Origin of the sequence: Paenibacillus sp. FJAT-26967, from assembly GCF_001541095.1 — a bacterium.
In the GTDB taxonomy this organism is placed as follows: Bacteria; Bacillota; Bacilli; order Paenibacillales; family NBRC-103111; genus Paenibacillus_F.
In genome coordinates, this window is sequence record NZ_LMXH01000007.1 from 133,025 (window position 1) to 153,990 (window position 20,966).

The 20,966-nt window shown below is 49.1% G+C and carries 14 protein-coding genes; 6 read left to right on the forward strand and 8 right to left on the reverse strand.

Annotated elements, in window-relative coordinates; translation table 11 throughout:
* Positions 1-15: 15 nt before the first annotated feature.
* Positions 16-1,455 (reverse strand): SWIM zinc finger family protein, encoded by a 1,440-nt coding sequence (locus AR333_RS21090; protein ID WP_068777344.1) that lies wholly within the window; start codon positions 1,453-1,455, stop codon positions 16-18.
* A gap of 426 nt (positions 1,456-1,881) precedes the next feature.
* Here AR333_RS21090 and AR333_RS21095 point away from each other — a divergent pair, with 426 nt between their 5' ends.
* Positions 1,882-2,112 carry a helix-turn-helix transcriptional regulator gene (locus tag AR333_RS21095; protein ID WP_068777345.1) on the forward strand — a complete coding sequence of 77 codons (231 nt, stop codon included), beginning with the start codon at positions 1,882-1,884 and terminating at the stop codon, positions 2,110-2,112.
* A 2-nt stretch (positions 2,113-2,114) separates the two neighbouring features.
* Positions 2,115-2,408 carry a hypothetical protein gene (locus AR333_RS21100; protein WP_068777346.1) on the forward strand — a complete coding sequence of 98 codons (294 nt, stop codon included), beginning with the start codon at positions 2,115-2,117 and terminating at the stop codon, positions 2,406-2,408.
* Positions 2,409-2,603: 195 nt separating this feature from the next.
* Here the strand turns inward: AR333_RS21100 and AR333_RS21105 are convergent, their stop codons facing one another.
* Genes AR333_RS21105 through AR333_RS21115 form a run of 3 tightly spaced genes read right to left on the reverse strand, consistent with a single transcriptional unit; the run spans position 2,604 to position 6,223 of the window.
* On the reverse strand, positions 2,604-3,740 hold the full coding sequence (locus AR333_RS21105) for a glycoside hydrolase family 18 protein (protein WP_068777347.1): 1,137 nt from the start codon (positions 3,738-3,740) through the stop codon (positions 2,604-2,606).
* 5 nt (positions 3,741-3,745) lie between these two features.
* Entirely contained in the window at positions 3,746-4,846 is a 1,101-nt protein-coding gene (locus tag AR333_RS21110; RefSeq protein WP_084783918.1) for an acyltransferase, read from the reverse strand.
* Between the two features lie 30 nt (positions 4,847-4,876).
* Positions 4,877-6,223, reverse strand: a complete 1,347-nt coding sequence (locus tag AR333_RS21115; RefSeq protein ID WP_068777349.1) for a glycosyltransferase — start codon at positions 6,221-6,223, stop codon at positions 4,877-4,879.
* A gap of 491 nt (positions 6,224-6,714) precedes the next feature.
* Here AR333_RS21115 and AR333_RS21120 point away from each other — a divergent pair, with 491 nt between their 5' ends.
* Entirely contained in the window at positions 6,715-7,068 is a 354-nt protein-coding gene (locus AR333_RS21120; RefSeq protein ID WP_068777350.1) for a hypothetical protein, read from the forward strand.
* Between the two features lie 60 nt (positions 7,069-7,128).
* Here AR333_RS21120 and AR333_RS21125 read toward each other — a convergent pair whose 3' ends face one another.
* Positions 7,129-7,704, reverse strand: coding sequence for a hypothetical protein (locus tag AR333_RS21125; protein WP_068777351.1), 576 nt, complete (start codon positions 7,702-7,704; stop codon positions 7,129-7,131).
* Positions 7,705-7,956: 252 nt separating this feature from the next.
* On the opposite strand from AR333_RS21125, the gene AR333_RS21130 reads away from it, so the two are divergent.
* Positions 7,957-8,487 carry a hypothetical protein gene (locus AR333_RS21130; RefSeq protein WP_068777352.1) on the forward strand — a complete coding sequence of 177 codons (531 nt, stop codon included), beginning with the start codon at positions 7,957-7,959 and terminating at the stop codon, positions 8,485-8,487.
* A 129-nt stretch (positions 8,488-8,616) separates the two neighbouring features.
* Here the strand turns inward: AR333_RS21130 and htpG are convergent, their stop codons facing one another.
* Entirely contained in the window at positions 8,617-10,497 is a 1,881-nt protein-coding gene (gene htpG / locus AR333_RS21135; RefSeq protein ID WP_068777353.1) for a molecular chaperone HtpG, read from the reverse strand.
* 314 nt (positions 10,498-10,811) lie between these two features.
* Between htpG and AR333_RS21140 the strand changes: the two genes are divergently transcribed.
* Complete coding sequence (locus AR333_RS21140; protein WP_068777354.1) at positions 10,812-11,201, forward strand: hypothetical protein; 390 nt, start codon at positions 10,812-10,814, stop codon at positions 11,199-11,201.
* 85 nt (positions 11,202-11,286) lie between these two features.
* Here AR333_RS21140 and AR333_RS21145 read toward each other — a convergent pair whose 3' ends face one another.
* A complete protein-coding gene (locus tag AR333_RS21145; protein ID WP_068777355.1) occupies positions 11,287-11,685 on the reverse strand; it encodes a response regulator in 399 nt (132 codons plus the stop codon).
* A 188-nt stretch (positions 11,686-11,873) separates the two neighbouring features.
* Positions 11,874-14,504, reverse strand: a complete 2,631-nt coding sequence (locus AR333_RS21150) for a LuxR C-terminal-related transcriptional regulator (RefSeq protein WP_084783922.1) — start codon at positions 14,502-14,504, stop codon at positions 11,874-11,876.
* Between the two features lie 169 nt (positions 14,505-14,673).
* Between AR333_RS21150 and AR333_RS21155 the strand changes: the two genes are divergently transcribed.
* Positions 14,674-20,883, forward strand: coding sequence for an Ig-like domain-containing protein (locus AR333_RS21155; RefSeq protein WP_068777357.1), 6,210 nt, complete (start codon positions 14,674-14,676; stop codon positions 20,881-20,883).
* Positions 20,884-20,966 lie beyond the last annotated feature (83 nt).

Here is a 20,966-nt window from a genome sequence, read left to right on the forward strand (position 1 = left end):
TCCGAAATTGGAACGCTAGAACAGCAGACGAACTATTTCCTTATCTTTAATAACCGAGAGCGGCTGCGCCATCAGACACCCGCTGTCCAGGTCATGAGAGAACATAACCAGCATAGCCGAATCGGTCAGAAGCTCCGGACGCAGAAGCGGCAGCAGTTCCAAGGATTCATACCCCAGGGACACTAGAACATCTCCCAGCACAATCTGATTCCCCGATTCGTCGGTTATCACGTATTCGCCCCGATCTGTCAGCAGCGTATTATGAACGTGAAGAAGCACAACCGGACTGGTGTCCGCCAGCGGATTCTTCAATTGGCCCTTCACTTGCTTAATCACGTCGGCATAGCTCCGGCGCGCATGAGCCGCAGCCGCTTGAAGATCTTCCCCTGCCAGCGGCCGGGACTTCATTTCTTCGAAACGGATTCTGCGGTTCATCTCTCCCGGATAACGATACAGCGTCTTGACCTGCGCCACATCAAAGAACGTATCTTCTTCCCGCATATGCTTGGCCGCTTTGTGAGGGCGGTAACTGATCGTCTCGTGGATATCTCCCGTGGCTGTCTCCAGCCAGAATCCGGCGTCTACATACTCAAGCCGGGCGGCGTCATCGAAGCTGAGGAACGAGAGCTGGATCAATTCCGCCTGCTCTGTAATCAGACCCAGGTCCCTCAGCTCCGAGAGCTGCCACGCGTGACCCAGCCATTCTTCAATTGTCGATTCATGATCCAGCTTCAGATCGGGGTCCGCCAGTCTCTCGTTCAGATGAGCGCGTCCTTTGCGGATAAAAGCATGAATGCGCGTAAGTCTGTCCATAGCATGGGTATAGATCTGCTCGTGTTCGTAATGCATAAAAAGAAGCGCCAGACGCCGAAGCTGTGTCTGTGCTTCCGGCAAATAATAATTACCGAGCTGCTTCACATGTTCATTTAGCGTGAGCAGCTTTTTGTTATCCATCGTAGCAAGCCCGCTGCGGATCAGCGATTCGGTAAATTTCTCAAGCAGATCAAGCCCTTCCAGCTGGGCTTGGAGTTTTTTCTTCAGCGCCGATTTATTGACCTTCTTCGGTTTAGGGGCTGCGCCTTCTTCTCCCTGCTTCGCCTTCTTCTCTTCGCGTTTCTCAGCCTTCCCGCGTTTGGATATAATATCTTCAGGCACAGGAGCTTCGGTAAACGCCGCCCCCCCTGCATAAGCGTAGAGCAGACCGAGCGTATGCTTGCATGGAAGCTGTCTGCTCGGACAAGAACAGCGCAGCACCGGCTTCTCCGCCACGATAAAATCAGCGGAGCATAAGTAATTAGAGCTTCCGCTACCGGCACATTCTCCGAATAGCAATTCTCCGTTCTCCGAACGGTTTAATTGTATGTACTTGTTCTTCTTAACAAGACCCTGCGCATTCTTGATGGCGGAGCTGTTGGGAGCGAGCGAGTCGATATAAGCCTCCGTAATTTGGATCAAGCTGAAATCCTCCTGTCCTAATGCAATTAAGTGTTTAAGTTCATTAAGTAATACTGCCGAGTTCCCTTAAAAGTTCCGCTATCTAGTGTTAAAAAAACAAGTTTATACGATATATTCCATGAAAAATCGCTTTAAAACCCTTTATTATTGTTATATAAAGGACAATAAAATTGTTGAGAAGCACAATGATTTGGCATCTACTAATTGATTATACGAAATATATCCAAAATAAACAAACACATGTTCCTATTTTTTTCCTTTATTCACTTTTCAGGTCGCTCCACTTCGTCATGCAGCACTATACAGCTGAAACCACTCCTACAGAAGCCTAAAAACCAATCGTTCGTCACTTATTTATAGCATTATGTTAAAAATAGTTTACATATTGATTGAAATACTATACAATCTAATTTAAGGAGGGATTCAATGGAAAGAGACGGACACTTAACGAACACGCTGTACATGCTGCGCGCATCCAAACGCTGGTCTCAGCAAGAGTTGGCCGAACGCCTGGGCGTCAGCAGACAGACCGTTGCTTCTATTGAAGCAAACAAGTACAATCCCTCATTAATCTTGGGGTTCAAAATTGCTCATTTGTTCGGGGTCGACATTAATGAAGTTTTCCAGTTTGCATCCCATCATCCAGAGGAGGAGTAGTCATGGTAGAGCTCAGTTTATTAATCATCGGTCTAGTAACCCTAGTCATTTCCGTGTGGGTAAATAACAAATTTGACCGGAATGAAGGGAAAGATGAAAGAGGAAGCGAGATTCGGGGGCAGTCTGCCAAAACGTCTTTTTTGATCGTCACAATGGCATTAGTGGCGGTTCTGGTGTCGGATTCGTATTTGAATTATTCAAGAGATACCCTCATCCTGCTCGTATTCTCCGTGCTCATTGTAGCTCATCTGGCTTCCGTGATCAGTCTTTGGAGATACAAAAAATTGTATTCGTAGACAGAGCCGGCTGCGGACAACTGCGGAATAACAAGAAAGGAACCACTCTTCTGTAAGAGGGTTCCTTTTCCTATTTCACTTCCGCTTCCTTTTCCTTTAAAGCTCAGTCTAACCTTTTCCTGCCTGTCCCCCGCCTGCGTAGACAGCTCCGCTCAAAACGCGAACCTCTCACGGGCGCAAACAATCCCTCCGGGATCACTCGTTCAAATGATCTCCCAAGTACTTCATAATCCCGTCCTCGCTATCCTGAGAGTACTCCCACACCATCGCACCGCCCAGATTCTTGGCTTTGATGTAGGCAATCTTCTCTTTCAAAGCTTCTTTATCCTCGTAAGAGATAAAGGTTTCCCCGTCAAACAAGTAGGCTGCTTTGGCCTGTTCGTCGTAATATCTTTTAAAATTATTTTTATCGAAATAGTCTTCCTCCAGAGCCTTATAGCTCAGATCAACCTTGTTGATCTCAATCGGAGTGCCGGGTGAGAAAGAGCCGTCGCCCTCGCTTTTGACATCCTTCCATCCGTACGAATAAGCCGGAACGCCAAGAAGAATTTTCTGCGGATCAATGTGATGCTCCAGGTACATGGAGATAATCTTATCTACGCTCGTAACGGATTTGTTATCCGCATCGGCATATAAATTCGAATTATAGCCGGTCGTATCCGACCATTTGCCCGTCAAATCGTAGCTCATCAGATTGATGTAGTCCACATATTTCTGTACAGTCTCGACCTCGACATTCTTGAAATACCAGTCCTGAGTGCCGGAGGCAAAAGAAAGAATATATTTCTTCTTCTTATGCGGCAGCAGATTCATCTTTTCTCTCAGCTCTTTCATTAGAAGAGTGAAATTCTGCGTGTCCTCCGGACGCGATTTCTGTGTTCCCCACGCATCAGAAGCCGGATATTCCCAGTCAATATCAATGCCGTCGAGATTTAGTTCTTTGAGGAGCGCGATAATGTTGTCCGTAAATTCACGCCTGTTCTCTCCCAGACTCGCATCCGAGAATCCACCTGCGCCATATCCTCCGATAGCCAGCACAAGGCGTGTTTGAGGGTTATTCTTTTTGAGCGTCTTAATATTCTCCTTGATCTCCCCGTCCACTGCCTTGTCCTCATGAAAATACACACGGTTCTTATCGATTTGGGCAAAAGCAATGAAGGCGACGTCAATGTTCTTCTCCGCAAACTTAACCTCCGTGATCTTGTCCCAGGTCGGTACGATATAGACGGAGTTGATTTTTTTGCTCTCGGCACGCTGATTGTTATACAGGTAAGCTCCCATACCGCCAACCAGCAGAACCAGAATAAGCTTGGTTATTAAGCTGATTCTCATAGCCGTTACCCCCTCCCCCCGAATAAGACTGTCGTCACGACTTTGCTGAGGTTCAGAATCTTCACGACGATGTAACTGACCGCAAACACGGCGCCGAGGTTATACAGATGCATGAGTGTGGTTTCCATCAGGCCGCTCTCGACCTCACTTCTTTTTGACACCAGGATTTCCACGAGCAGGTGAACTAAATAAATACTGAAGCTGGCCTTCGAGAAGGAGCTGATCAGCTTCTTCACTTTGTCGTTAATCCGTGCGTTAATAACCGGTTCTTTTTCCTGAAAATAAAGAAAGATTCCCGCCGACATAAAGAAGGTCGTGATCGAGTAATTCCCATAGAACATCTCGTCCAGCACCCCGCTGTAGAGGGAGACAAAATAAGTGGCGATGGGTGTCAGAAAGAAGGAAATGATCCCGATATTATACAGCACGGTTTTAAGCCTCAAGGAAACTTTGTAGTGAAACAAATAATAGCCCAGAATAAAATACCCCAGATACCCCATAAATAAAGGGATATTCATGATCGGTACATAAATGCCTTCGGATGTCACCCGGAAAATCGTATCCGATACAAACCGGTACAGGATGCTGATCACAAACCAGAGAATCAAGTAATAGCGAAGTTCCTTCTCCGTGCATGCTTTAACCAATCGGGTAATCAGTGGAACAGTTATGTAAATCGCGATGATCGCATACAGAAACCAGAGATGGATATAGTTCTGGTCCATGACCAGTTTATAAGCATAATCGATAAGAAATTCATAGGCATTCATCGTGCTTTGCCGGATTACGTACTGGTTATACAAGCCGTAAATTAACGACCAGATCACAAGCGGAATCACCAGAGGCAGTACACGCTTCCTGTAGAATTGTCTGTAGGAAGTCACTTCAATCCGCAGGATCATGGCCCCGCTTATCATAAAAAACACCGGAACCGCAAAACGCGCCACCGAGTTAAAGATGTTGCTAATCCACCAGGATGTGGTGTCAAAGTCATTGGTTCTCGTCAATAAATCAGCCGTAATATGCAAAATAATAACAGCGAGAATTGAAATAATCCTTAGTATATCGATGTAAATAATGCGGTTTGTTTTTAGAATAGGGTCCATAACCGTTCTCCTCATTCCGTCCGAGTCATATTAAGTCGTGGTGGTCACGTTGCCTGTAATCGTAGCTACCCCTTTGCGCTCTACATAGCCCCAGCCCTCGTCGTTGTCAAAGTATTTGATCGTTCCCACAATATTGATAAAGAGCAGTACGTTGCGGTATGTGAGAAGTTCAAACTGGCTAAACAGAAACATATGGATATAATCTCGAAGCGAATAGGTGCTTCCATATTTTTTGCACAGGTAGAGGGAAACCAGAATTTGCAGCGCGTTAACGGTAATCGAAAGAGACAGCATGATCAATGCGAGCCCTATATTCTTGCCGGACAAAAGAACCTGAATAAGGAAGAAAATAGACGTAAAGGCCGTCAGCGTACCCAGTACAAACCCGTCAATGGCGAAAAAAAGACTGACGCCCTTACTGAATTTCTTGGACAAGTCTGACCAGTAGATGAGAATGCAATCAATAAAAGCTTTCTGCCAGCGGATGCGCTGCTTATAGAAGTTAGGCATATTCTCGGGGCATTCCGTGTAGCAGATCGCTTCCGGGGCATAGACGAGCTTCTTGCGAAGCTGGTTCGCCTTCATGTATTCGTGGATTTTGAGGGTAATGTCTATGTCCTCGCCAACCGTACTTCTGAAACCTTTCACGTCGATCAGGACCTCTTTGTAGAAAGCACCGAATGCGCCGGAGATGACGACAATGGAATTGAATACGGATTGGGTGAGCTTCCTCACATAGAAACCGTGAATATAGCCGACAATCTGGCTCTTGATAATCCCCTTGCCGGTGAACTTCTCCATGATGACGCCGTCTTTCTTCTCCGCACCCTGGACAATCTTCACCGTACCGCCCAGCGCAATCACATCAGGATCATGGAAATATTGATTTACATACTGCAGAGAATGCGTCTCGAGCATAGAATCCGCATCCAGCGTAATGACGATATCGGATTGGGCATAATCAATTCCCGCGTTAAGAGAGTCCGCCTTGCCACCGTTGTTCTTATCAATCACATACACTTGAGGATGAAGTACCGATCTGTAGACTCCACGGACAGCCTTGTATTCCAGCTTTCCGTCCGCTTCGCGCTCATGAGGCATCAGGGATAGAAGCTCGTCCAGCTTATGCATCGTCCCATCTTTGGAGCCGTCATTAATAATGAGGAGCTCATAATTGCTGTACTTGAGCCCTTCCATCGCATCGATGCAATTCTTAATCGTCAATTCCTCATTATATGCGGGAACCAGCACTGAGATCGTTTTCTCCTCAAGCGTCTCATCCAGCTTCTTCACCTTGCTGAACAGCAGGGGAACGAACATATACAACAGCTGAAAGATGAGAAACACCAAGGTCGACACATATAAAAAATACTGCATGCTCTCCTGCTCCTTTTTATCCGTCTCTTTTTCTATAATCCGGTGAATCCAGCTTACTTGATGCAGAAAAACAAATTATAAGATTTGAGCCTTCACCTTCTTTCGCTTACAAAAATGTCTCTTTTTATATATTTTATTTCACCATACCAATAGTGTAAAACTCTTACATCTGTGAAAAAAGCGAATACATTCCCTGTATACTGTTGCAATCTTCCATTTTTGCGCTCTTTTCTTCACAGCTTAATTTTCCATCTTTTAGAATTATAAGTTTTTGTAAACGGTTATTATTTAGCAACAAATTTGCTTTGACTTTTCACCTATAAATCAGATTTACCATAATCTATCCATACTTTTTAACCATTGGATGAATAATAAATTCACTTTACGACCCTGAGATTTAATTGTAAAATTAGTTAATATATTTCATTTTTTAATAAATTCATATGGTGAATTCGATAAAAACATCCCCCCTTACGAAAGGAGGTGAATTTATGAGAAAAGTTATCCTATTGGTCCTCTTTGCTTTCTTTGCCTTATCCACAAGCGCATCTGCCGCTTATACGGCAACGTCATCCGATTTGTATGCCTATCAGTCCGGGCCTTACAAATTGAGCGTTGGCCTCTGGAGCTCTACCAATGAGACCGTTCAACTGACGCTGTACTCCAAAGGTCCAGCCGGCCAGTTGAGTCCGGTCTACTCCACCACCGTAGCGATCGGACCTTCCGTTCCAAGCCCGGTAGAGAAAAACGTAGGTTACCTGGCCCCGGGAACCTACGTCGTCAAAGGCGACTTCCAAGGTTCCTATGGAAGCCTCGGTCCTGTTGGTTTGTATCAAGTCTATTGATAAGAGGAACGGACAAGCCCAGATGGGCTTGTCCGTTTTTGTCGGGATAGCTGGGTGGAGTTATCTTCGGGTAGAATTCCATATCATATACTGCAGCAGTTCTGAATCGAAAAATAATTTTGCACCGCTCCTCTCATTAGGAAACCGCTGAATCCTGTCTAATAAAAAACTTTGAACCTGCTCTAGATTTATACAGATAAAACCAGGTTCTTGCCATGGATAATGAGTAAACAAAATTTTCCCTACCTGGTGGTACCTGCCCGCAACAACTGATTGACTAATTAATTTCTGACTGTATTCAGTTGTTTTAGCCTGTCCAAAAAATCCAATTCTTTTCAAGGCATATTTCAAACGATCTTCCCGACCCATATAGATTTCAGACCGGAAATAATTTCCGGACTTCACTTCACAAATCAGTCCAATATTTTTGTCTAAATTAAAATGATTAAACAGCCATTCATCTCTGTGATCCCTACCGACGGCCTCATCTACATACTTCGGCCTTACAGCCAATATATCTACATCTGCATTTTGGGGGCTTTCCAAGTCTTTATTGTGCAGGACGAAGTTAGACATCGGAAAAAAACCATTAAATCTCAAGTACCAATAAACCATTTCTTCAGCAAAATTCTTCATGAGGCACTCCCCCGCACTAAAAAGGCCACTTTCCTACCCTCTGCATAATAAGTTCTAGCCACTATATACCGCTCCTTTAAGATACTGAAGGCCCTTCCATTCGCTAAACATAGTCCTTTATACCTATTATACATTCTTTTGGTTATATATGGATATAAACGTACAGAATTAAGTATCCCGAAACTTCCATACCTTTTATGCGTATTCATGGGAAATGATTACACTCCAAAATAGGGGAAGGGGCTGTTCAGAATGGAGCTCTATTTTGCAGAAAACTTCTTCAGTACAGGCAAACGTCCCATCATGAATAGCGACGGTTCACATGCAGGTACATTAGATATGAAAAGTCTTTTTAGTTCTTCGATTGATATTTACAATCTGGACGATCGCAAAGTTTGTGGGGGTTCGTTCCGGTTCCTGTCATTCTCCAGTAAGTGGGAGGTGACAGACGGTATGGGAACGACTCTCGGTGTACTTCGACCCAAATTCAAGCTGTTCTCCAAGAAATTCGAATATGACGCAGGCCCGCGCGGACTCTACGAAATCACATCGCCGATGTTCTCCAAACACTACCTTGTGCTTGATTCACATGAAGAACTTGCAGCTGAATTCGAGCAAACCAACGGCTGGCTGCAGAGCGGGGCATTCCGGCTTCGTAATGAATCATCACAGCTGGGCAATTTTGAACTCGTTGCCGTTATTATGGGAATTCATGAAACACAGCGGCGAAACAACCAAACAGTTGCGAGTACAAGCTCATCTACTTATACGCCCAATATGTAATCTTAGAATTGGATATCTTCCCAAAGCTTCAATACTTTCTTCATCTGAAATATGTCGCAATACTAGTTTGCTATAAAAAAGAGCAAGTTCTTCCTCCTAAGAGGAAAAACTCGCTCTTTTACAAATGAATTACACCATGATTTTGCAAATGTTGTTCGTAAACTCCACAGGATCGTTAACCTGCAGGCCTTCGATCAGAAGCGCCTGATTGTACAGCAGGTTCGTGTACAAGTTCAGCTTGTCCTGATCTTTCTCAAAAGCATCCTTCAAAGACTGGAACACCTCATGGTTGATGTTAATTTCCAGTACTTTATCGGCTTGAACATCTTGACCGTTCGGCATGGCCTTCAGAATCTTCTCCATCTCAATGGTCACTTCGCCTTCCGTAGACAGGCAGACCGGATGTGATTTCAGGCGCTTGGACGCTCTTACGTTCTTCACTTTGTCCGCAAGAATGCCTTTCATCGATTCGAAAAGAGCCTTGTTGTCGTTCTCTTCTTCTTCGGTTTGCTTGTCCTCTGCATCAGGCTCGATTCCGAGGTCGCCGCTGGAGACTGACTTGAACTCCTTCTCTTTATAGGTCATGAGCATCTTAATCGCGAACTCATCGATATCATCGGTGAAGTAAAGAATCTCGTAGCCCTTGTCGGAGACCATCTCGGTTTGCGGAAGCTTCTCGATTCTTTCGATCGAAGGACCGGAAGCGTAGTAGATGTATTTCTGATCTTCAGGCATGGCCGCAACATATTCATCCAGGGTGACGAGTTTCTTCTCTTTGGAAGAAGTGAACATCAGCAGATCCTGCAGAACGTCCTTATGCATGCCGTATTCATTATAAACTCCGAATTTCAGCTGTCTGCCGAACGCATTGTAGAACTTCTCGTACTTCTCTCTCTCGTCCTTCAGCAGGCTTTGCAGCTGGCTTTTGATCTTGTTCTTGATGTTCTTGGCGATCAGGGTCAGCTGGCGGTCATGCTGGAGCATTTCGCGCGAAATATTCAGGGACAGATCCTCGGAATCTACCATACCTTTGACGAAACCGAAGTAATCCGGCAGCAAATCCGAGCACTTGTTCATGATCAGCACGCCGTTAGAGTACAGCTCCAGTCCCTTCTCGTATTCCTTCGTGTAGTAATCAAACGGCGTACTCTCGGGGATAAAAAGAATCGCCTGATACACGACAGCGCCATCGGCACTAATGTGGATATGCTTAAGCGGCTTGTCGAAGCCGTAACGCTTCTCCGCATAGAAATTATCGTAGTCTTCCTGTGTCAGCTCGCTCTTGTTTTTGCGCCAGATCGGAACCATGCTGTTGACGGTTTGTTCTTCCTGGTACTCCTCGAATTCATCTTCGCTGTCTTCTTTAAGCCGTTGACCCTTTGTATCCATTTTGATCGGGTAACGGATGAAGTCGGAGTATTTCTTAACAATCGCCTTTAAGCGATATTCTTCCAAATACTCATCGTAATTATCATCTTCCGTATTCTCTTTGATTTTCAGAGTAATCTCGGTACCCACGGAATCTTTCTCCGCCGGCACAATTGTATATCCATCGGCGCCTTTGGACTCCCATTTGAAAGCCTCATCGCCGCCCTGCGCTTTACTGATTACGGTAACAACATCCGCAACCATGAACGCCGCATAGAAACCGACCCCGAACTGGCCGATAATGTTATGGCCGTCCTTGGATTCGTTTTCTTTCTTGAACGCCAGGGAGCCGCTCTTAGCGATAACGCCAAGGTTGTTCTCCAGCTCTTCTTTGCTCATGCCGATTCCTGTATCCGTGATGGTCAGCGTCCGGTTAGCTTTGTCCGCGGACAATTTGATGTAATAATCCTCTTTGTTGAACACCAGACTCTCGTCTGTGAGCGCTTTGTAGTACATTTTGTCGATAGCATCACTTGAGTTCGAAATAAGCTCTCTTAAAAAGATCTCCCTCTGTGTGTAGATGGAGTTAATCATCATTTCAAGCAATCTTTTCGATTCCGCCTTAAATTGTTTCTTAGCCATAAAGAATGGAGCTCCTTTCGATATAAGAAATAAGAGTGGATTCATGTTAGTTATAAGGTTGTAAGTTAAGTATACGTCAAAATGGCTGACATAACCATTAGCACTCGTGATAGATGAGTGCTAATTCCTACTTTTTATATACCATATCCTTATTTTTGAAGTCAATATGTTAAAGAAATGGTTCACTAAAATTAACCGGCAAAGCAGAAATGAAGGTGTCACATAGCGTTCACATTTTGTTCATGCTGCGTTCATCTTTCTCGTTTACAGTTAGTAAGGTAACTAATGATAATCATTGTTAGGAGAGAATTGATATGATAAATCACAGTAAATGGCTTATGCGCATTGCGGCCATCTACTCCCTAATCGGAGCTTTGATCGGATCTGACATGGCGGGCCGAAGCGATGTATCCCTCACTCCTGTTCATGCCCATATCCTGGTGGTCGGCTGGCTGACTCTGTTTGCTTACGGCTTGTTCTATTATGTAGTGAAAGAGATCAGCATGACTAAGACAGCCAAGCTGCATATTTGGACGAGTCTCATCGGCGGCGGGCTTATGCCGTTCGGTATGCTTCTCTACTACAAAATCGGAAGTACAGCGACGCTCCTGGCTTTCATTCTTCCCGCCGTTATCCTGCTCATCGCGATTGCCTTGTTTATCGTCCTGCTCTTCTTCGATAAAAAAATCTTTGCAAAAAAATAAGAAGCCTAAAGTAAAAAGGAACACTCCGTTGCTGAGGAGCGTTCCTTCTTTTTTGTATTTTCACATGATCAGCACTCTGCCCTGCCTAACTGTAAGCCTCCCCTATAAGCCGTGTCTGCTTGTGTCCCGGATACAACTTCTCTATAGCTTCCTGCAAACGTTCCTTCTGAACAGGTTTTACGATAAAATCACTGGCCCCGCTGCGAATCGCATCCATAATCATACGCTGCTGTCCCATAGCGGAACACATAATAATTCTGGCGTCGGAATCGGCTGATTTAATATGCCGGACAGCCTCTACCCCATCCATATCCGGCATGGTAATATCCATGGTCACAAGATCCGGCTTCAGGAGATGGTACAAATCGACCGCTTCCTTCCCGTTCTTCGCCTCACCTACAACCACGCAGTCCAGCTGTTCCAGAAACATGCGCATCATGACCCTCATAAATGCCGTATCGTCTGCTATCAGTACCTTCATGATATGTCCCCCAGTCTATAGGACATACTGTATCAAACGAAACTGAACAAAATCTAAACATTCTGTGCCCGGAGTGTAAAACTTAGCGTTAAAAGCAATGATGCTGCCTGCGGCAAGCTCCTTAAGGCGTCTCTTTTAGCAGCTTATATATATGAAAAGACTTTCTTGCATACCGTTCATCCAGACTTCCCTCAGTCTGCTGTCTTAAGCTCCAGCTCCCTTGCCGCTATCAAAGCCTGCGTACGCGAAGTAACGCCAAGCTTGGCATAGATGCGGGACAGATAGACTTTGACTGTCCCGATCGATAACGTCAGCTCCTGCGCGATTTCCTTGTTGGACGCGCCCCGCGCCAGCAGTTTCAACAGAGATGCTTCACTGCGTGTCAACGGCTCGATGAGCCGGCTCTGAGCGGGAGCAGCCGCGGTCTGCGGCATGAAGATGTCCAGAAGCATGTCTACATACACAAGCGATACTTCGTCCCCGGCGGCTTCCGGACACAATCCCGCTTGCGAGTTACACGCGGAAATCCGCTGATCCCTATATTTGCGCAGCAGTTCCCCTATAGCCGCCCCTTCGTCCACAAAGCTCCGGATATATCCATTCGCTTCCCCCATCCGCAGCGCTTCATGGAGATAACCAAGCGCAGTGGCGGTTTGCCCTCGCTCAGCTTCAAACAGGGCCTGAAGCAAGGTGATCTCCATCCGGACGGTCAATTGCCCCTCCCTTGCCGCTTGAGGCTTAAGCAGGTCCAGCAAATGCAGCGCCTCGGACTCCCTATGCTGCGCGCCAAGCAAGCGGGCCAGCGTACCATAGACATATTCCTGATGGAGAGCGGGCTTATCTTGGGGGGAGAAGCCCGGCAGCAAACCTGCCAGCTCCTTCGCTTGCAGGACCTTCCCTTCCATCAGGTACAATCTGATCTGATAAGCACGCAGATAATGCAGCCAATGGGACTCGGAGAGATGCTGCTTAACGACCGATTCGATGGCGTGCTCAATCGTCTCATGAGCCAGCCGGTGCTGCCCCCTGGCCTTATACAGCCGGGCCTGCATCAGCCGGTTCGGGACAGATAACCCCGGTATTTGACCGGTTGCAGAAGAACGGTCCACTTTTAGAAGCAGCGCATGACTTTCCTGTAAACGATTCAGTTCATAATAGCCTTCCGCCAATGTCTGATTCATATAGAGAGTGATGAGGGTATCCTTCCACCCTTTTGATTCAAGCACTTGGACAAATCGAAGGCCGATCACTTCCGTATCACTGGACAAAACTCCTTTCAGTCCAAATTCAGTCCGGCGTACGAAGGGCTCTCGGCGATTGTAATTAAATCCATAGAACAATGGGCTTTCAGGGAGAAACCGGTCCTTAATCCCGTCCGCAAACCGGTACCAGGCTTCATATTCCCCGCTGTAAAAAAGCAGATTCGATTTCATAAACAGAAGGCCGCTTTGGATGAGTCTTCTTCTCTCGGATGGTTCCATGTTCTCATGGTCCGCTTCTACGGTCTTCAACACAGACTCGGACCGGTCCAGTTTACCTGCCGCTAATAAAATAAAACCGTGCAAGAGACGCATTTCCGGTGTCCGGACAATTCTGGACGGCACACTATCAAACCAGCGGAGCAAGGAAACTATCTCTCCCCGCTGCAGTACATCCGGAAGGTGCTGAGCCAAGAGGCGATCGGCAAGACTATAATCTTCCGCCGCTATCGCATACTCGATCGCCTCATCCAATAGGCCGCGCCGGGCATAGCACTCGCTAATATGACGGTTGAGCCCCTGCATATTTCCAGGCTTTTTCCGTTTCATAAAACTGCGTGCGAACTGTGCAAACAAATGATGATAGCGAAACCAGACCTGATCATTGTCCAGAGGAACCAGGAAAATGTTCCAGTTCCTCAATTTGTCGAGGATGGACTGGCTATTGCCCCGGCCGGTCACCGCATCACACAGATCTGCGTCCATCCTCTCCATCAGAGAGGTTTGCAGGACAAATTCCAGGATATCTTCCGGCAGCCCGCCGAGAACTTCATGAAATAAATAATCCGCCACATTGCGGTGATTGCCGGTAAATTGCTCAATAAACAGATCTACATCCGTTTGTGAACGCAGCGAAATAGCCAGCAGCTGCAGGCCGGTCACCCAGCCTTCTGTGCGGTGAAAGAGTTTTTGCAGGTGCTCCGTTTTTAAAGGAAGATCGGATGAATGATGGTAAAAATCGAACGTTTCCTCCAAAGTGAACGGGATTTCCCCGGCATTGATTTCGGTACATTCTCCGCGGGAAATCCACTTAACCGTAGAAAAAGGAATCTCATTCCGGCTGGATAAGATCATATGGACAGAATCCGGCAAATAGTCAATGAAATAGGCCATATTGGCATGGATACTATCTTCTCTAATAACCTGATAATCATCTATAACGAGAATAAGCCTTTCATCCATGGCCGAAAGCTCGTTAAGGACGGCATCGAGAAAGACCGGAAGGGACAATCCCGGCAGAGCCTGCGACAGCTCAAGAATCCGGACTGAAGCGGCCGGTGAGGCGGCATCGGTTATTGCATGACAGACATAACGCCAGAACCGCAGCGGATCATTATCCCTGCTATCCAGTGAACACCAGGAACTGCGGCAGCCGCTGCTATGAATCCACTGGGCAAGCAGGGTCGTTTTACCGGACCCTGCAGGTGCGCACAGAGTGGTCAGACGTCCGGTTGCCCCCTTCTCCAGCACCTCAACCAGGCGTCTCCTCTTGACCCAATTTGGCTTAAGTGCGGGAATGCTAGTTTTGGTCCTGAGAATAATAGACTCCGATGAATGTATCATTCCGCCTCCATATATCGAACATTCTTTATTTTTTATATTTAAGTTAACCAAAGTTAATATTCAACGTATAAACCATCTGCTACTCTATCAGAATAACGGTCAATCTAGGAAATGTACATCCATTCTGTGACCTGACAAGAGAATTTCGTAGAGGAGTGATCGGCATTTCATGCATACAATATTACGCAGATTGCTAGGGACACTTACCCTGGCGGGAGGACTGCTGAGCGGTTGGAGCGAAATGGCCCAAGCGGCAGTAATTATGGAGCCGCTACCTGCTTCCGCTAATCTGCCCGAGACGCTAGAAGGAATGTCGGCCGGTCCTTCGCTTAGCGGCAGCAGTATTCTTGTGACAGGGGGGCAGCAGAGCGGCAAGGATAAGTATTCCAACTATTCCTATGCATTCAATCCAGCCAATCTGTCCTGGTCTTCTTATGCCCCTGCTCTGGAGGTCGCCTATCACGAACAATCCATGTTGAAAGACGGACGAGTAATCGTAACCGGCGGAAGCAACTTCGTTAACCGCGTGGGCTATGTCTATAATAATTTGGCACGGATATACAGTCCGTTCACGAATGCTTGGACCACTGCCGCTGCTCTGCCCAAAAACATACTCGGTAACACGCAGAGTACTTTGCCGGACGGCCGGGTACTCATCGTCGGAGGAGCGGATTCCATCTATTCTCCTAACAGCAGCACCCTCTATAAAGATGCTTATCTCTATGATCCGGCGGCAAACCGCTGGGATGCAGCCGCTCCTTATCCTATCGGGATCTACGAGGGGGCGCAAAGCACCCTGAAGGACGGCCGTGTTCTAGTAACAGGAGGGCTGGGCGGTTATATCTACCTGTATGACTCCTACATTTATGATCCTTCAGCTAACAGCTGGACTAAGGCTGCCCGGTTACCGTACAGCGGTAACGATCTTTTTTTCAGACATGCTCAAGTAACTCTGCCTAACGGTAAAGTACTGGTCATGGGAAATTACAATTTCTATTTGTACGACCCGGCCACCGATACATGGACACAGGACAATCCAACGGCCAAAAGTTTAACGGATGCCAAGTTAATCTTAAGCGGCAGTCATGTGTATGTGATGGGAGGATATGATCGGAATTATGAGCTGAATTCCACCGTCTATAAACTGTCCTTTGATTTTAATGCGCCTACCGCTCCCCTTATTACAGGGGTAACAGCAGATTGGACCGCCTCAGACGTGAATGTGACCCTCTCTCCGGGAACAGATGCAGAATCCGGTGTGAACCGGACCGAGTATAGTTTGTCTGGAGCTACAACGCTGGACTGGACGGCATACAACAGCGGAGACCTCATTACGATTACAAACTCAGGACGGACGACGATCCTCGCGAGAACAGTGGATAACGCCGGCAATATCAGTGCCGTAACAACGGCTGCAGCACAAATAGACCGGACCGGGCCGGCCGCTCCCTCCATTCATCCCTCGGCTCCCCCATGGTCAGCGACAGATGTGGCTGTAACGGTGACAGGAGGAAAAGATACGGGGGGAGCCGGGGTGAACCGGACCGAGTACAGTTTGTCGGGAGCCGTAACGCTGGACTGGACGGCATACACGGGACCCGTGACTGTTAAAGCAGCCGGTATCACAACGATCAAGGCCAGGACCGTCGATAACGCGGGCAATGTCAGCCCCTCCGGCAGCGCAGTCATCTCCATTGACAGAACTTCTCCGTCCAGCCCTGCTGTCGTACCGGCAACAACCTCGTGGAGCAAGTCAAGCGTCACGGTAAACGTTACGCCGGGAACAGACGCGGAATCCGGTGTGAACCGGACCGAATACAGCTTGGCGGGAGCAGAGACACTCGGCTGGACAGCATATACCGGGCCGCTGACGATAAGTGCCGAAGGACAAACAACGGTAAGCGCCAGAAGCATTGACCAGGCTAACAATATTAGCGGGACCGGGACAGCGGTCGTTAAAGTGGATACAACGGCCCCTTCCCCACCTGCGGTGAATTCCGCTGTATCAGTTTGGACTTCCGCTGCCACAGTCCAAGTAACGGTCACTGGAGCAGCAGACAGCGGTTCTGGTGTCAGCAGGACGGAGTACAGCCTGTCCGGGGCCACGTCGCAAGGATGGACAACATACAGCGGACCCGTATCTGTTTCCAGAGAGGGCCTGACTACCGTCCATGCAAGAGTCATAGACCTTGCCGGCAATGTCAGCGGGACATCAACAGCTGAGGTAAAAATTGACCGCACCTTACCGGCAGCTCCTGCCATAAGCCCGTCCTCCTCTTCATGGCAGTCCGCAGATGCCCGGTTGACGATTACGCCCGGGACTGACACCGTGTCAGGCGTGAATCGGACCGAATACAGTTTGGCGGGGGCAGCGTCCCTGGACTGGACCGCTTATACGGGATCTATTAACGTATCGGCTGAGGGTGTGACCACCGTATCCGCAAGAACAATAGACCATGCAGGCAACAAGAGTGCGGTCAAGGAAACAACTGTACGGTTAGATAAAACTATACCCGATCCGCCTGTGCTGACTCCCGGCACGACAGCCTGGACTTCAGCAGCCAGTGTCCCGGTTACTCTCAAGCCGGGCACAGACGGAGGCGGTTCGGGCATTAAGATAACGGAATACAGCCTGTCCGGGGCCACGATACAGGGGTGGACAACCTATACGGGCCCGCTGGCTGTTACCGCCCAAGGGCAGACCACTGTCCGTGCCAGAACGACCGACAACGCCGGGAATAGGAGCACCCTCCCGGAGGCTGTCATCTCGATAGACCGCACAGCACCCGCAGCGCCAGGCATAATACCAGCGGAGACGACATGGACCTCCGCCGCCGGCGTACCTGTCACGATCACCGCAGGAACGGATATCGGCGGGTCCGGGGTTAACCGGACCGAATACAGCTTGGCGGGAGCCGCAACGCTCGGCTGGACAACCTACACCGGCAGCCTTAAGATTACGGCTGAAGGCCAGACCGCCATCAGCGCAAGAACGATCGACCATGCAGGTAACATCAGCCCAACCGCCGCTGCCACCGTCTTGATTGACCGTACGGCGCCGGCAGTTCCCGCCATCCTTACCCCTGCGCGAAATGAGCTTCTGGGCACCAATAAACCGTCTATTTCCGGTACAGCTGAAGCCAACGCCAGCGTTACGATCCGCATAGACGGCCTTGCACTGCCGCCAGTCAAAGCGGATGGTACGGGCAAGTACACCATAACGCCCTCCACTCTGCTTGCAGACGGTGCGCATACGGTAACGGCTTCGGCTGCCGATGCAGCAGGCAATAGCAGCCCGGGCAGCACCGTGTTAACTTTTACCGTGGATACGGCAGCCCCGTCAGCTCCGGTGATAGCCCTTCCGGCCGATGGCGATGTTCTTAATAACGCCAGACCGACCGTCTCAGGCCAAACAGAAGCGGCCGCCTCCGTCACCTTGTATCTCGATGCGAAGGCTGTCGGAACGGTTACGGCAGACGGCAGCGGAACATGGACGTATACATTCACCGCTGCATTACCTGACGGTATACACAGCTTCCGGGCATCCGCAGCCGATAAGGCGGGCAACATTAGTACCGCTTCTAATGCTGTCGCTTTGACGATCGACACAGAGGCTCCTGCCGCTCCTATCGTACTGACGCCGCAGGACGGCACGGTAACAAAGCAGGAACGGCCGCTTTACTCCGGAACCAGTGAAGCGGGAGCCCGTATCCGGATTTTATTGGATAAAAGGGAAGCTGAGACAGTTACAGCTAATGGCAGCGGAGCTTGGACCTACACGCCTGCATCGCCGCTTGCAGACGGGAAGCATACCCTTCAAGCAGAAGCAAGAGACCGTGCAGGAAATAGTGGCCCTTTATCTTCTGAAACAACCATTCAAATAGATACTCAAGCTCCTGCAGCACCCGTCATTACCGCACCTCCGAGCGGTATGCTTGTGAACAGCTCCAAGCCGGAGATCACAGGCCAAGCAGAAGCTGATGCAATTGTCGGCCTTGCGATAGACGGCGGAGCCGTTATCACCGTAGTTGCCGACCCGAACGGCAAATGGTCCTATACACCATCCGCACCGCTTCATGAAGGACTGCATGCCGTCAAAGCTCAAGCATCCGATGCGGCGGGCAACGTGAGCCTCTTCTCAACGGAAGTTTCTTTCACCGTTGATTCGCAAGCTCCCCCGGCTCCTTTCGTCTTAGAACCGGCTGACGGTTCCGTAACGAACGTATCGACACCAGCCTTCACAGGGACCTCGGAGGCAAGCGTCACGGTCAGTGTATATCTGGATGGCGCGTATGCTTCTTCCGTAATTGCCGACAGCTTCGGCAGATGGAGCTATGTTCCTGCGGCCCTCTTATCCGTAGGCACGCATAAGGTGAACGTACAGGCGACGGATGCGGCAGGCCATACAAGCCTGCTATCGGCAGACAGCACGTTCACCATTGTTTCTTCCAATGCCAAGCTTCAGACTTTGCAGCTCAGCGGGATAACCTTGAACGAGACCGTTACGGGCTCGACTTACCAGTACACCGCACAGGTTCCTTTTGCGGTTACGGCTACCTCTATCACAGCGGTACCGGCCGAGCCTCACGCATCTGTGCGGATTCTGTACAACGGCCTGCCGGCCGTTAATCCGGTTGACCTGCAGGTCGGTGCGCAAACGTTTACCGTTGAAGTGACCTCACAAGACGGAACGACCGTACAGCCGTATACGGTTACGGTTAAGAGAGCCGCTTCCAGCGAGGCGGGATTGAGCGAATTAAGCGTAAGTCCCGGTGTGCTGACTCCTTATTTTGACGGATCGGTTACATCCTATACGGCTACTGTCACAAATGATGTATATGCCTTAACGGTGCACGCAAAAGCAATCAGCCTGGATGCTTCTATCCGGATCAACGGCACTCCATTCGCAGGTCCGCAAGGAAGCCTGCCTGTCGATCTCGACGTAGGTTCGAATCATATAAACGTAACAGTGACCGCCCAAGACGGTACAGCTGTACAATCCTACCAGATCGAGGTCAGCCGTGCGCCAAGCTCGAATGTTACGTTAAGCGGCTTGGAGCTTTCGGAGGGCATCCTTGAACCCGGCTTCGACAGCGGCATGGTGCACTACCGGGTCATGGTCGGGAACGAAACGGCCGGCACCTCCGTGACCGCTTCCGTGTATGATCCTAATGCGGCCATAACCATTAATGGGCAGCCGGTTATAAGCGGACAGCCTTCCAGCAGGATCCCGTTAAAGGTTGGAACCAACCCCATTACGGTATCCGTAACGGCCCAAGACGGCATCAGCACCCAGTCCTACGTCATCGATGTTATCCGCGAACCAGGCTCTAACGCAGGATTGACCGGACTAGAGCTTTCCGGCGGACAACTACATCCTGCTTTCAGCAGCAGCACCAAGACTTACGAGATGAACGTCAGCTACGGAACCGAAAGCACAACCGTCACCGCCTCGGTCTATGATACCGATGCCCGTATCCTGGTGAACGGCATCACTGCCGTAAACGGCCTGCCTTCCGATCGGATAGCTCTGAGAACCGGCATTAACCGTATTACTGTTACAGTTACTGCGCCGGATCAGTTAACACAGGAGATCTACACGGTTATAGTAAACCGTTTATCCGATTCAGGATCTGACGGCAGTTCACCGGAAGAAGCGGTCGAGAAGCCCTCCGAACCGGAAATCCCGGTGACGCCAGAAATTCCCGTGGTACCAGGCAAGCCGGATCTTCCTGGAGATCCTTCCGGTCCAACGGATCCAAGCTGCAGCCCGGTTTCCTCCTCTGCCGCTGCTTTTACCGACATGTTCGGCCATTGGGCGGAGCATGAAGTGAGAAAAGCTGCGGACTGCGGCATCGTCAACGGCTTTGAAGACGGGACGTTCCAGCCTTCTGAGCCTGTCACGCGCGCCCAGTTCGTCGTCATGCTAGCCCGCGCCTATGGGGACGCTTATGCTCAGCAGGCAGCGTCCGGCGTCCGCCACAACTTCGCAGATCAGCCAAGTATCCCCGGCTGGGCCGCTCAGGATATAGCCATGGCTAGTCAAAGCGGTATTATCAGCGGTTATGAGGATGGTACCTTCCGCCCGGATGCGCCGGTAACCCGCGCAGAAATGATCACCATGGCAGCCAGAGCCGCGAAACTGCTGCCGGTTTCTGCCGGGCAGCTGCAGGCCTTGTATGCAGATGCGGACACTATCCCAGACTGGGCCGGAGGATATATCGCCGCAGCTCAGCAGCGCGGGTTCATTCAGGGCCGGGATCACAGAACCTTCGCCCCGCTGGCCCCTACGACTCGCGCAGAAGCCGTTGTCGTGCTGCTGCGGATTCTGGATGCGAAGCAGCAGCCCCGCCCGATCGAGGAGCCTGGGGAAAGATAGAGCAAGATATTATTGAAGGGAAATAAAGCTTAAAGCGGTTCATTCGCTGGATAGATTGCTTTCAATCTTAACCATTCATCCTA